The sequence below is a fragment of the Halomonas tibetensis genome, assembly GCF_042643535.1.
Classification (GTDB): Bacteria; Pseudomonadota; Gammaproteobacteria; order Pseudomonadales; family Halomonadaceae; genus Halomonas; species Halomonas tibetensis.
The window spans coordinates 20,800-34,175 of sequence record NZ_JBHRSQ010000019.1 but is presented as its reverse complement, the minus strand read 5'-3'; the positions used below and the strand labels follow the sequence as shown (position 1 = coordinate 34,175).

Sequence of the window (13,376 nt, the reverse complement as noted above, 5' to 3'; positions counted from 1 at the left end):
ATGCAAGTTGCTATTCTCATGATCCATGTGGCGATCGCCATCGCCCTGGTTGTCCTCGTCCTGCTGCAACAGGGCAAGGGCGCCGAAGCCGGCGCCGCCTTCGGTGGCGGTGCCTCCCAGACCGTATTCGGTTCTCGCGGCAGCGGCGGTTTTCTCTCCAAGAGCACCGCGTTACTAGCGGCGGGATTTTTCGCCACTTCTTTGACCCTGGCCTGGTATGCCTCCCAGGCGCGTCAGGCGCCTGAAGCAGGCATTCCGGATTCACGCTTGATCGAGCAGCAGCGCAGCGTTCCAACCCTTGACGACAGTGCCCGAGGTGTGGATAATGCAGCGCCAGTGCTGGAGGGAAGCGACGAGTAGTCTGCTTGGTAGTTTCCAGCATCCCCTGATGCCGAAGTGGTGGAATTGGTAGACACGCTATCTTGAGGGGGTAGTGGCCTTATGGCCGTGCGGGTTCAAGTCCCGCCTTCGGCACCATCTGAATGATTGCGACGTACCTTGTGTGCCAGTGGTTATTCAGAAAGCAGTAAGTAGTACTGGTATAACGGTGATATGCCTTGACGAAAGTCCTGGTGATGTGTAGTATCACCGACCTAGATTGATGCGGGGTGGAGCAGTCTGGTAGCTCGTCGGGCTCATAACCCGAAGGTCATCGGTTCAAATCCGGTCCCCGCTACCATCTTTCGGTCAGGCGCCTTTCGAATTGCAGCCGTTGAGCTAGGGTTCGAAGAGAAGGGGCAGCTGAATCGCCGAAGTGGTCCAAAGATTTTATGTAAAAGCCCCTTCCTGTGAAGGGGCTTTTTGTTAGCAGCATGCAGGGCGTCAAGCGTCCGCAGCTGTTCCGGGTAACGCCAATCAGCCGCCTGACTTTCCTGCTTACTCCCGGCCAGGTGCCTGATGCAACGGCTGTAGGAGCTATATTTTCGTGGCAATCAAGGATGCTGCACTGCACGCAATGATCGAACCCGTGGTCACCGCCATGGGCTTCGAACTGTGGGGCATCGACTTTCTATCCCACGGCAAGCACTCCCGTCTGGTGATCTATATCGATCATGAGAATGGCATCAGCGTCGACGATTGCGCCGGCATCAGCCGCCAGGTGAGTGCCATATTCGACGTCGAGGATCCGGTCCGTGGCGAATATCGTCTCGAGGTTTCCTCTCCGGGGATTGATCGTCCGCTCTACACCCTCGATCATTTCGATCGCTATCGCGGCCACGATGTGGTGCTGAAGTTGCGGGCGCCCTTCGACGGGCGGCGCAAGTTCCAGGGCCTGCTGGCCGGTGTCGAGGGCGATGAAGTGCTGCTCCAGGTCGAGGGTGAGGAGTATTGCTTTCCGATCGACAGCATCGACCAGGCACAGGTGGTGCCACGGTTCGATGACTAGGATGGATGACTGGGTTTTATTTTCAGGTCTGATGGTCAGTATTGATGGTCAAGTTTCATGATCACGGTTGATGACCAGGCCACCGGTCGGAACGGCTGGATGAGCATGAGGCTCGAGGACAGGTTTTCTGGCGAGGCAATGGCATGAGCAAAGAGATTCTGGCGGTCGTTGAAACGATCTCCAACGAAAAGGGAGTTCCCCGCGAGGTGATCTTCGAGGCCGTTGAAGCGGCCCTGGCCAGTGCGTCCCGCAAGCGATTCGAGGACGAGGAAGCCAGCGTGCGGGTGCATATCGATCGCCGCACCGGAGAGTACGAGACCTTCCGACGCTGGACGGTTGTAGAAGACGACGACTTCGACGGCCCCGACCACGAGATCAAGCTCACCTATGCCGAGCGTCGTGACCCGCCTCTGGCGCTGGGCGATGTGGTCGAGGAGAAGATCGATAACGCCGATTTTGGCCGTATTGCTGCCCAGACCGCCAAGCAGGTCATCGTGCAGAAGGTTCGCGAAGCCGAGCGGGCGGAAGTAGTGCGCCTCTATACTGATCGCGAGGGCGAGCTGGTTGCTGGCATTGTCAAGAAGACGACGCGCGACGGGTTGATCATCGATCTGGGTGAAAATGCAGAGGCATTCCTGCCCCGCGGTGAGATGATCCCCGGCGAGCGCTACCGCATGAACGAGCGGGTTCGTGCACTGCTGGTCAAGGTGGACCCCGAGGCGCGTGGCGCTCAGCTGATTCTCTCGCGTACTTGTCCGGAGCTGATCATCGAATTGTTCAGCATCGAGGTTCCTGAGATCGCCGAGCAGCTCATCGAAATAAAGGGCGCTGCCCGTGATCCCGGTTCCCGAGCCAAGATCGCCGTCAAGACCAACGATCGCCGCATCGATCCGGTAGGAGCCTGTGTGGGCATGCGCGGTTCGCGTGTGCAGGCGGTCTCCTCCGAACTGCAGAACGAGCGCGTGGACATCGTGCTGTGGGACGACAACCCCGCCCAGCTGGTGATCAACGCCATGGCGCCGGCGGATGTCGCTTCCATCCTTGTCGATGAGGACGCTCACGCCATGGATGTGGCGGTTGCCGAAGATAACCTGGCCCAGGCCATCGGCCGCAGCGGTCAGAACGTACGCTTGGCTTCCGAGCTCACCGGCTGGCGGATCAACGTCATGACCGAGGGCGACGCCGAGGCCAAGCGCGACCAGGAGATCGACAGCCTGGTCGAGCACTTCATCCAGCATCTGGACATCGATGACGATGTCGCACGCCTGCTGGTGGAGGAGGGCTTTACCTCTCTGGAGGAGATCGCCTACGTGCCCGTGGAAGAGATGCTCGAGATCGAAGAGTTCGACGAAGAGGCCATAGAAGAGCTGCGGACCCGCGCCAAGGACGAACTGCTTAACCTGGCCATCGCCTCCGAGGAGGCGCTCGACGGGGCACAGCCGGCCGACGACCTGCTGGAAATGGACGGTATGGAGCGCCATCTGGCCTTTATCCTGGCCAGCAGGGCAATCGTCACCATGGAGGATCTAGCCGAACAGTCCGTCGATGACCTGCTGGACATCGAAGGGATGGACGAGGAGCGCGCCGCGGCACTGATCATGACTGCCCGTGCGCCCTGGTTCGAAGGAGAATAGCGCGCAATGCGCCAAGCCCGGCACCGACTGGCCGGGCAACAGTATTCGAAAGCGAACAGAATTGGGGTCACGGGCTCAGGAGGGTCGTAATGTCAGAGATGACCGTTAAAGATTTTGCAGCGAAGGTGGGTCGCGACGTGCCCCGTCTGCTGGAACAGATGAAAGAGGCCGGTCTCGGCCACAAGTCTGAAGGCGATGCGGTGTCCGAAGAGGATAAGCGTCAATTGCTGGATCACCTCACCAAGAGTCACGGTGGGGATACCAGCGCTGCGGCGCCGAAAAACCGTATCACCCTGACGCGCAAGACGCGTAGCCGCATCAATACCGGCGAGCGGGGCAAGACTATCGAGGTGCAGGTACGCAAGAAGCGCACCTACGTCAAGCGCGCCGAGGACGACGTTCCGCCGGAGCCGGTAGAAGATGCCGGGCCGCGCCAGCTGGTCGGTGATATGGCCGACTCCCAGCAGGCTCAGGCTGAGCAGGAAGCGCGCGATGCGGAGGTCTCCAAGACCCGCGCCGCCGAGGAACAGACGCGTGCCGCCGAGGAACAGACGCGCGCCGCGGAGGAAACCGTTCGCGAGGCGGCGGCCAAGCTCGAAGCCGAGAAGGTCGTCACCCAGCCGCGGGTTCCGGTGCCGGAACTGGTGGAGCAGCCGACCGGCAACGATCAGCCTGCGCCACCCAAGGAGGGTCGTTCCGATCGTCGTACCGCACCGCCCAAGAAGACTGCCGCCAAGAAGGGGCGTCACGAGCGCGACGATGACGATCGCGATGAGCGTCGTCGTGGTGGTGGCAAGAAGGTCAAGCGTGCCGAGCGTCGCGGCGGTCGTCGCGGTGGCTCCCCGGGTGGCGGCAAGCACGGCTTCCAGAAGCCGACTCAGCCGATCGTTCGCGAGGTCTCCATCCCCGAGTCGATCAGCGTCGCCGACCTGGCCGACAAGATGTCGATCAAGGCGAACGAAGTCATCAAGGCCATGTTCAACATGGGCGCGGCGGTAACCATCAACCAGACCATCGATCAGGACACCGCGTCCATCGTGGTCGAGGAGATGGGTCACAAGGCCAAGCTGATCAAGGATGATGCCCTCGAGACCGCGATGCTCGAAGGTATCTCCTATGAGGGCGATGAGATCACTCGTTCACCGGTGGTCACCGTCATGGGTCACGTCGACCACGGCAAGACCTCGCTGCTTGACTACATCCGCAAGGCCAAGGTCGCTACCGGCGAGGCTGGCGGTATCACCCAGCACATCGGTGCCTACCATGTTGAGGATAACCACGGTGGCGTGACCTTCCTCGACACCCCGGGCCACGCGGCGTTTACCGCCATGCGTGCTCGCGGTGCCAAGGCCACCGACGTGGTCATCCTGGTGGTGGCCGCAGACGATGGCGTGATGCCCCAGACCATCGAGGCGATCGAGCACTCTCGGGCGGCCGAAGTGCCCATGGTGGTGGCGATCAACAAGATCGATAAGCCGGGCATTGATCTGGACCGGATCAAGAACGAGCTCTCCCAGCACGGCGTGATTTCCGAGGAGTGGGGCGGCGACACTCAGTTCGTGCAAGTCTCCGCACATACCGGCGACGGCATCGATGATCTTCTCGAAGCCATCCAACTGGTCTCCGAAGTGCTCGAGCTGAAGGCGGTGCCTGCAGCGCCTGGCAAGGGCGTGGTGGTGGAGTCGCGCCTGGACAAGGGCCGCGGCCCTGTTGCCACGGTGTTGGTCCAGAACGGCACTCTGAAGAAAGGCGACATCGTGCTCGCCGGCCTGCACTACGGCCGCGTGCGTGCTTTGACCAACGAGCTCGGCAAGCAGGTTGACGAGGTTGGGCCGGCCATGCCGGTGGAGATCCAGGGCCTCGACGGTACCCCGGACGCCGGTGATGACTTCATGGTTGTGGCCGATGAGAAAAAGGCCCGCGAGGTCGCCAATTTCCGTCAGGGCAAGTATCGCGAGGTACGCCTGGCGCGTCAGCAGAAGGCCAAGCTGGAGAACATGTTCAGCCAGATGGGTCAGGACGAGGTGGCCAAGGTCAACGTCGTTCTCAAGGCCGACGTCCAGGGCTCGCTGGAAGCGATCAAGGGCGCACTGGAAGAGCTCTCCACCGACGAAGTGGAGGTGGCCGTCGTCTCCTCCGGGGTGGGCGGCATCACCGGTACCGATGCCAATCTGGCGCTGGCTTCCGAAGCCATCGTGGTCGGTTTCAACGTGCGTGCTGATGTCGCCGCCCGCGAGATCATCGAGCGTGAAGGCCTGGATCTGCGCTACTACAGCGTCATTTACCAGCTGATCGACGAGGTCAAGCAGGCGATGACGGGCATGCTGGCGCCGGAGTGGAAGGAAGAGATCATCGGCATTGCCGAGGTTCGTGATGTCTTCCGTGCGCCCAAGATCGGCGCCGTGGCTGGCTGCATGGTGGTTGAGGGCAGCGTCTTCCGTAACAAGAAGATCCGTGTGCTGCGCGATAACGTGGTGATCTACGAAGGCGAGCTCGAGTCGCTGCGCCGCTTCAAGGACGATGTCCAGGAAGTGCGCAACGGTATGGAGTGTGGCATCGGCGTGAAGAACTACAACGATGTCCAGGTCGGCGACAAGATCGAGGTCTTCGACCAGATCAAGGTCGAGCGTACCCTCTAAAGGCTCGAGGAGTCGTTCATGCGCGAGTTCAAGCGAACAGACCGGGTAGCCGAGCAGCTCCAGAAGGAGCTGGCGGTACTCATCCAGCGCGAGATCAAGGATCCGCGGTTGGGGATGGTGACTGTCAGCGGTGTCGAGGTCAGCCGTGACCTCGGCTATGCTGATGTCCACGTGACCCTGCTGGGCGAGGACACTCCGGAACAAATCAAGGAGAACCTCAAGGTTCTCAAGCAGGCCGCGGGTTTTCTTCGCAGCCAGATTGCCAAGCGCATCAAGTTGCGCCATGTGCCCGAGCTGCGCTTTCACTACGATGAAAGCGTGGTGCGGGGACAGCGCCTCTCCTCGCTGATTCAGGATGCGGTCGCCAGCGACCGCTCCCGGCTAGGCGATGAGAGTGGTGGTAGTGAAGGCCTGGATGAGCGCGCCGACCAAGGTACTGAACAGACTGGCAACGATGAAACCGCCAGTGATGAGCCCGGCAGCGACAGCAGGTACGACTGATGGCGCGTCGGCGTCGCGGCTTACCGGTGAACGGTGTGCTGTTGCTGGACAAGCCCAAGGGTCTGTCCAGCAACCACGCGCTGCAGCGTGCCCGGCGGCTGTTTCAGGCCCAGAAGGCCGGTCACACCGGCACCCTCGACCCCATGGCCACCGGGTTGCTGCCGGTCTGCTTCGGTGAGGCGACCAAGTTTTCAGCCCATCTGCTTGCCGCGGACAAGGTCTACCGCACCCGAGTCGAACTGGGCGCTGTGACCGACACCGGCGACGCCGAGGGTGAGGTGGTCGAGCGGCCTGCAGTACCGAACCTTGCCGCTGCCGATGTGGAAGGTGTGCTGGAGAGCTTCCTTGGCGAGATCGATCAGGTGCCGCCCATGTATTCGGCGCTCAAGCATGAGGGTCGCAAGCTCTATGAGCTGGCGCGTGAAGGCAAGTCGATCGAGCGTGCAGCTCGGCGTGTGACGGTGTATGATGCGCGGCTTCTTGACTTCGAGGGCGAGGCCTTCGAGCTCCACGTGAAGGTCAGCAAGGGCACTTATGTGCGCACCCTGGCCGAGGACATCGGCCGGGCACTGGGCACCGGGGCGCACATCAGTGCGCTGCGCCGCCTAGAGACAGGCCCCTTCACGGGGCAGGGCTTGCTGACGCTTGAGGCTCTGGAGGCGCTGCCCGATCAGGCCGCTCGTGAGGCGATGTTGATGCCCGTCGACGTGCTGGTTGCGCATCTGCCGAGACTCGATGTGGACGCAGAGACCGCCGTCAGCCTGGCTTATGGCCAGGTGGGCCAAGTCGATGCATCGGCTTTTGACACTGGCGAGACGGCAAGACTCTACTGTGGCGGGGCCTTCCTGGGCCTCGGCGCGGTTATGGGGCCACAGGAGGTGGCGCCGAAACGGCTGCTGAGCACCGCAGCCGATTAAGGGAGAAACGCCCGAGACTGCAAATATGCGTGGTCTCACACATACATCATTCAGGCATATTGCTTACTGGAGAGAAAGATGGCACTTACCGCCGAACAGAAGGCTACTATCGTCAACGATTTCGGTCGTGTCGAAAACGATACCGGTTCTCCCGAAGTGCAGGTTGCCCTGCTGAGCGCCAACATCGATGGCCTGCAGGATCACTTCAAGACCAACAAGCAGGATCACCACTCCCGTCGTGGCCTGATCCGCATGGTCAACCAGCGCCGCAAGCTGCTGGACTACCTGAAGCGCAAGGATTTCGAGCGCTATCAGGCGCTGATTCAGCGTCTGGGTCTGCGCCGCTAAGCGACGCACCCCACGCGGTAGAGAAACGGGCAGCCTTCGGGCTGCCCGTTTTGTTTTTGGCTCAACAAGCGAATGCAGTAGGGAAATATCGCTACCCGGTGGCCCCGGCGCGCGTCAACCCCTAAAATGGTCGCCGAGTCGAAACGAACCAAACACAGAAAAGTAACGTTGAAGGAAGTCGCCGTGAATCCGGTCAAGAAGACATTTCAGTACGGTCGCAGCACCGTCACCATGGAAACCGGGCGCATCGCCCGCCAGGCCACCGGTGCCGTGATGGTCACCATGGACGATACCGTGGTGCTGTGCACCGTGGTGGCCAAGAAAGAAGCCAACCCGGCTCAGCCCTTTTTCCCGCTGGGGGTGTTCTATCAGGAGAAGACCTACGCGGTCGGCAAGATCCCCGGCGGCTTCTTCAAGCGCGAGGGTCGTCCCACCGAGAAGGAGACTCTCACCTCGCGACTGATCGACCGCCCGATCCGTCCGCTCTTCCCCAAGGGCTTCATGAACGAAGTGCAGGTCGTCTGTACGGTGCTATCTACCGACCGCAATCATGACCCGGATATCGCGGCGCTGCTCGGCACCTCCGCTGCCCTGGCCATCTCCGGCGTGCCGTTCAAGGGTCCGATCGGTGCGGCCCGGGTCGGTTTCGACGAGGAGAATGGCTACTTCCTCAACCCCACCGTCGAAGAGCTGGCCAAATCCGAGCTGGACATGGTGGTGGCCGGCACCGACAAGGCGGTGCTGATGGTAGAATCCGAGGCCAAGGAGCTTCTCGAGGACGAGATGCTCGGCGCCGTGCTCTATGGCCACATGGAGATGCAGGTGGCCATCAAGGCCATCAACGAGTTGGTCGCCGAAGCCGGCAAGCCGAAGTGGGACTGGCAGCCGAAGGCCGAAAACACCGAACTCAAGTCCGCCGTGGCCGGCGCCTTCGAGGCCAAGATCGGCGAGGCCTACCGCATCACCGACAAGATGATTCGTCAGGATGCCCTCTCCGCCCTCAAGGCCCATGCCGTCGAGCAGCTGGCCGGCGAGGAGGACGGTAAGTTCGGTGTCGATGAGGTGAAGGCGGCCTTCTCCGGCCTCGAGAAGCGCGTGGTGCGAGCTCGGGTCATCCAGGGCGAGCCGCGCATCGACGGCCGCGACCACAAGACCGTGCGTCCGCTGGCCATCGAGGTGGGTAGCCTGCCCAAGACCCACGGCTCTGCCATCTTCACCCGCGGTGAGACCCAGGCCATCGTGGTCGCCACCCTGGGTACCCTGCGCGACTCCCAGCTGATCGAGTCGCTGGAGGGCGACCGCAAGGACCGCTTCCTGCTGCACTACAACTTCCCCCCCTACTGCGTGGGCGAGGCCGGCTTCATGGGCGGTCCCAAGCGTCGCGAGATCGGCCACGGGCGCCTGGCGCGCCGCGGCGTTCAGGCCATGCTGCCCGACGAGGCGGAGTTTCCCTATACCATCCGTGTGGTCTCGGAGATCACCGAGTCCAACGGCTCCAGCTCCATGGCCTCGGTGTGCGGCACGTCGCTGGCACTGATGGACGCCGGCGTGCCGATGAAGGCGCCGGTGGCGGGCATCGCCATGGGCCTGGTCAAGGACGACAACGGTTTCGCCGTGCTGACCGATATCCTGGGCGATGAGGATCACCTCGGCGATATGGACTTCAAGGTGGCCGGCTCCTCCGAGGGCGTCACCGCCCTGCAGATGGACATCAAGATCGAGGGTATCAACGAGGAGATCATGGAGCAGGCGCTGCAGCAGGCCCTGGAGGCGCGCCTCGGTATCCTGGCGCAGATGAACGCGGTGATCGGCAAGAGCCGCACCGATGTCTCCGAGAACGCCCCCTCCATGGCGACCATCAAGATCGCGTCGGACAAGATTCGCGACGTCATCGGCAAGGGCGGCGCCACCATCCGCAAGATCTGCGAGGATACCGGCGCCTCCATCGACCTGGACGACGATGGCACCGTGCGCATCTATGCCGAGGACAAGGCGGCGGCCAAGCGGGCGATCGATACCGTGCTGGCGATCACCGCCGAGGCGGAGATCGGTAAGCTCTACCTGGGCAAAGTGGCCCGCATCGCGGACTTCGGCGCCTTCGTCAACATCATGCCTGGCACCGACGGCCTGGTGCACATCTCCCAGATCGTGCCGGAGCGGGTCAACGACGTGCGTGACTTCCTCAACGAAGGTGACGATGTTGTGGTGAAGGTGCTCGACATCGATAACCGCAACCGGGTGAAGCTCACCATCAAGGAGATCACCCCGGAAGAGAAAGCAGCGTTTGAGGCGGAGCAGGTCGCCGAACCCGAGCTCTAAGTCTCGGGCCTTCAGCCGCACTAAAAACCGCCGCCAGGGACAACCCTGGCGGCGGTTTTCTTTTGGTCGACAGAAAAATGCCCCGAGTGTAGTTCCCGGGGCATGCGGTTTACCGCTAGCGTGGTGTTACCGCTCGATGGCGAGGGCGACGCCCTGACCGCCGCCGATGCACAGCGTTGCCAGGCCCTTCTTGGCGTCGCGGGCGATCATCTCGTGCAGCAGCGAGACCAGGATGCGGCAGCCGGAGGCCCCGATGGGGTGGCCCAGCGCGATGGCGCCGCCGTTGACGTTGACCTTGCTGACGTCCCAGCCGAGCTCCTTGTTGACGGAGAGCGCCTGGGCGGCGAAGGCTTCGTTGGCCTCGACCAGGTCGAGGTCATCCAGGCTCCAGCCGGCCTTTTTCAGGCATAGCCGGGTGGCAGGAGCCGGGCCGATGCCCATGATGGCCGGATCGACGCCGGCGTTGCTGTAGGCGGCAATGCGCGCCAGGGGCTCGAGACCCAGGGCCTTGGCCTTCTCGGCGGAGCAGAGCATGACCGCTGCGGCGCCATCGTTCAGAGACGAGGCGTTTCCGGCGGTGACGGTGCCGTCTTTCTTGAAAGCAGGGCGCATGCCGCCGAGCTTCTCCGCGCTCACTTCGCGAGGATTCTCATCGGTGTCGAAGACGATCGGGTCACCCTTGCGCTGGGGAATCTCCACCGGCACGATCTGGCCCTTGAACTTGCCTTCGCGGATGGCACTGGCGGCCTTCTGTTGGGAGGCGGCGGCAAACTCGTCCATTTCCTCGCGAGTGATGGCGTACTTCTCGGCCAGATTCTCGGCGGTGATGCCCATGTGATAGTTGTTGAAGGCGTCCCACAGGCCGTCGTGAACCATGGTGTCCACGGCCTTCCAGTCGCCCATGCGCTGGCCGTTACGGGAGTTGGGCAGCACATGGGGAGAGGCAGACATGTTCTCCTGGCCGCCGGCGATGATCAGCTCGGCGTCGCCGCAGCGGATTGCCTGGGTGGCCAGGTGAAGGGCCTTCAGGCCGGAGCCGCAGACCTTGTTGATGGTCATGGCGGGGACGCCGGCGGGGAGGCCCGCCTTGATGGCGGCCTGGCGGGCCGGGTTCTGGCCGACCCCTGCGGTCAGTACTTGACCCAGCAGTACTTCGTCAACCTGGTCACCAGCTACACCGGTAGAGGCCAGCAGGTCCTTGATCACCAGAGCGCCTAGGTCGCTGGCGGGGATGCCGGCCAGGGAACCACCGAAGGCGCCGACGGCAGTGCGGCGTGCGGCAACGATCACCACTTCTTGCATGGGGGATTTCTCCTGAATGAGATGATGAGGATGCGGCCTTGTCGCGGCAGCCGGACACGACCGAGGAGTCTCAGCATAGGGGACCCTCATGCGTCGCGGCAATGCTTCCAAGGCCGCATGAGTGAAGTTGTCTGCAGCGGGCAGGTGCTGCTGGCATCACAAGAGCGTGGGTGCTGCGGCAACCGTCAGGCCATCTGCACGGGAATCGCGTGGCTGGTGTGGCTGACCGTGTTGCCTTCCTGTAGATAAACCAGCGCCGGCTGGTGGTTCTCCAGCTCCGCGTCGCTGTAGTGGGCGTAGCTACAGATGATCACGCGATCTCCGGGACCGGCCAGATGGGCGGCGGCGCCGTTGATGGAGATCATCTGCGATCCCTCTTCGGCGCGGATGGCGTAGGTGGTAAAGCGCTGGCCGTTCTCGACGTTGTAGATCTGGATCTGCTCGTTCTCGCGAATGCCGGACATGTCGAGCAGTTCACCGTCGATAGCACAGGAGCCCTCGTAGTTGAGCACAGCGTGAGTGACGCGAGCCATGTGCAGCTTGGCCTTGAGCATGATGGTGAACATGGAAGGGTGTCCTCCGAAGCGGATGGGCGGCGCGTCAGCGCGGCAGGGTCAGGGTCAGGTTGTCGATCAGTCGGGTCTTGCCCAGACGGGCGGCGGCCAGCAAGACGGCCTCGCGGGTCGTCGGTGTGACGGGCTCTAGATTGGCCGCGCGCAGTTCCAGGTAGTCCGGCGCAAAACCGGCCTCCTGCAGGCGTGCGTACCCGCTGGCAAGTGTCGGTCCGGTCGCCTCGCCGGCTTCCAGGGCCTGACCCAATTCGCGCAGGGTCTGGTAGAGCCGCGGTGCCGTGGCGCGTTGTTGGGCGCTCAAGTAGCCGTTGCGTGAGGAGAGCGCCAGGCCGTCCTCGGCGCGCACAATGGGCACGCCGACGACCTCGACGGGAAAGTGAAGGTCGGCCACCATGCGGCGGATCACCGCCAGCTGCTGGTAATCCTTTTCTCCGAAGCAGGCGATGTCGGGCTGTACCAGGTTGAAAAGCATGCCGACGACGGTAGAGACGCCGTCGAAGTGGCCGGGTCGCGAAGCGCCGCATAGTCCGTCGGTAACGTCGGGCACAACGATACGAGTCTGGGCCTCGAGCCCACGCGGATAGACGGTGGTGGTTTCGGGGGCAAACAGCAGGTCGCACCCGGCCGCTTCAAGCCCGGCCTGATCCTCATCGAGGGTACGCGGGTAGGCATCCAGGTCTTCACCTGCCCCGAACTGCATGGGATTGACAAAAATCGTGGCGATCACCACTTCGGCGAGTTCGCGGGCCGCGGCGACCAGCGCCAGGTGGCCATCGTGCAGGTTACCCATGGTGGGGACCAGGGCGATACGCTCGCCACGACGACGAATGTCCGCCAACGTCTCACGCAGGGCAGGGATTTCTCTGAGGGTTCGCATGGCGGGGCTCCAGTGCTAGAAGCAGTGTTCCTCGGCGGGGAATCGTCGGGCCTTGACGTCCTCGTGGTAGCGTCGAAAAGCGCCCTGGATGTCGCTGGTTTCGGCCATGAAGTTCTTGACGAAGCGCGGCTTTTGGCCAGCGGTGACATTCAGCATGTCGTGCATCACGAGTATCTGCCCATCGGTATCGGGGCCGGCGCCGATACCGATCACCGGCACGTCCAGGGCTTCGGTGATGGCTCGACCCAGGCTCGCCGGCACGCACTCCAGCAGGATGACGGAGGCACCGGCGGCGACCAGGGTGCGAGCATCCTCGAGAATCTGGGTGGCGCGTTCGGCCTCTCGGCCCTGTACCTTGTAGCCGCCGAGCTGATAGACCGTCTGCGGTGTGAGGCCCAGATGGGCACAGACCGGCACGCCGCGGCGAGTCAGCTCGCGGACGCCCTCAGCCATCCATGCCTCACCCTCCACCTTGACAAGCTCAGCGCCAGCGCGCATGAGCTCGCCGGCATTCTCCAGGAGACGCTCGGTGCTAGCGTTACCCATGAAAGGCAGGTCGACCATCAACAGGCTGGCGCCCTTTCCCCGGGCCACGCAGCGTGTGTGGTAACAGATCTCGTCCAGGGTGACAGGCAGGGTGCTGGCATGCCCTTGCAGGACCATGCCCAGGGAATCGCCGACCAGCAGCACCTCTATGCCTGCATCGCTGGCGGATCGGGCAAAGGATGCGTCGTAGGCGGTCAGGCAGCTGAAGGACTCACCGGCGCGCTTGAAGGTTCGCAGCGTGCTCAGGGTGACGTTTTTCATGGCGTGCTCTCATCGTTGTGGCAGCAGGCAAGGCGCGTGGAGAATACCTGTCCCGCCTGAAACTTTGCTGCAA

The 13,376-nt window shown here is 62.7% G+C and carries 12 protein-coding genes and 2 tRNA genes; 10 read left to right on the top strand and 4 right to left on the bottom strand.

Translation table 11 applies throughout. The features are described 5' to 3' along the window. The 10 genes from secG to pnp all read left to right on the top strand — a co-directional run bounded on the left by secG (position 1) and on the right by pnp (position 9,745). Entirely contained in the window at positions 1 to 360 is a 360-nt protein-coding gene (gene secG, locus ACFODV_RS14065) for a preprotein translocase subunit SecG (RefSeq protein WP_379760503.1), read from the top strand. A gap of 30 nt (positions 361 to 390) precedes the next feature. Then, positions 391 to 477, top strand: a tRNA-Leu gene (locus tag ACFODV_RS14060). Between the two features lie 125 nt (positions 478 to 602). Further along, positions 603 to 679 (top strand) — tRNA-Met (locus tag ACFODV_RS14055). A gap of 246 nt (positions 680 to 925) precedes the next feature. Further along, on the top strand, positions 926 to 1,387 hold the full coding sequence (gene rimP, locus ACFODV_RS14050) for a ribosome maturation factor RimP (RefSeq protein WP_379760501.1): 462 nt from the start codon (positions 926 to 928) through the stop codon (positions 1,385 to 1,387). Between the two features lie 143 nt (positions 1,388 to 1,530). Continuing rightward, the gene (nusA, locus tag ACFODV_RS14045; RefSeq protein WP_379760499.1) at positions 1,531 to 3,021 is read left to right on the top strand and encodes a transcription termination factor NusA; all 1,491 of its coding nucleotides are present in this window, start codon (positions 1,531 to 1,533) and stop codon (positions 3,019 to 3,021) included. A gap of 89 nt (positions 3,022 to 3,110) precedes the next feature. Next, positions 3,111 to 5,660 (top strand): translation initiation factor IF-2, encoded by a 2,550-nt coding sequence (gene infB / locus ACFODV_RS14040; protein WP_379760497.1) that lies wholly within the window; start codon positions 3,111 to 3,113, stop codon positions 5,658 to 5,660. Positions 5,661 to 5,678: 18 nt separating this feature from the next. Then, positions 5,679 to 6,161: a 30S ribosome-binding factor RbfA gene (gene rbfA / locus ACFODV_RS14035; protein ID WP_379760495.1), complete on the top strand. Its 483-nt coding sequence runs from the start codon at positions 5,679 to 5,681 to the stop codon at positions 6,159 to 6,161. Next, on the top strand, positions 6,161 to 7,078 hold the full coding sequence (truB, locus tag ACFODV_RS14030) for a tRNA pseudouridine(55) synthase TruB (protein WP_379760493.1): 918 nt from the start codon (positions 6,161 to 6,163) through the stop codon (positions 7,076 to 7,078). Before rbfA ends, truB begins: the two co-directional genes overlap by 1 nt. Before the next feature lie 78 nt (positions 7,079 to 7,156). Continuing rightward, the gene (rpsO, locus tag ACFODV_RS14025; RefSeq protein WP_379760491.1) at positions 7,157 to 7,426 is read left to right on the top strand and encodes a 30S ribosomal protein S15; all 270 of its coding nucleotides are present in this window, start codon (positions 7,157 to 7,159) and stop codon (positions 7,424 to 7,426) included. Between the two features lie 183 nt (positions 7,427 to 7,609). Continuing rightward, positions 7,610 to 9,745, top strand: coding sequence for a polyribonucleotide nucleotidyltransferase (pnp, locus tag ACFODV_RS14020; protein ID WP_379760489.1), 2,136 nt, complete (start codon positions 7,610 to 7,612; stop codon positions 9,743 to 9,745). A gap of 126 nt (positions 9,746 to 9,871) precedes the next feature. Here the strand turns inward: pnp and ACFODV_RS14015 are convergent, their stop codons facing one another. The 4 genes from ACFODV_RS14015 to panB form a co-directional block, all read right to left on the bottom strand. Further along, positions 9,872 to 11,047 (bottom strand): acetyl-CoA C-acetyltransferase, encoded by a 1,176-nt coding sequence (locus ACFODV_RS14015; protein WP_379760487.1) that lies wholly within the window; start codon positions 11,045 to 11,047, stop codon positions 9,872 to 9,874. 185 nt (positions 11,048 to 11,232) lie between these two features. Then, positions 11,233 to 11,613: an aspartate 1-decarboxylase gene (panD, locus tag ACFODV_RS14010; protein ID WP_379760485.1), complete on the bottom strand. Its 381-nt coding sequence runs from the start codon at positions 11,611 to 11,613 to the stop codon at positions 11,233 to 11,235. A 34-nt stretch (positions 11,614 to 11,647) separates the two neighbouring features. Further along, positions 11,648 to 12,496 (bottom strand): pantoate--beta-alanine ligase, encoded by an 849-nt coding sequence (gene panC, locus ACFODV_RS14005; protein WP_379760483.1) that lies wholly within the window; start codon positions 12,494 to 12,496, stop codon positions 11,648 to 11,650. Positions 12,497 to 12,511: 15 nt separating this feature from the next. After that, positions 12,512 to 13,303, bottom strand: coding sequence for a 3-methyl-2-oxobutanoate hydroxymethyltransferase (gene panB, locus ACFODV_RS14000; protein WP_379760481.1), 792 nt, complete (start codon positions 13,301 to 13,303; stop codon positions 12,512 to 12,514). Between the last annotated feature and the right edge of the window lie 73 nt (positions 13,304 to 13,376).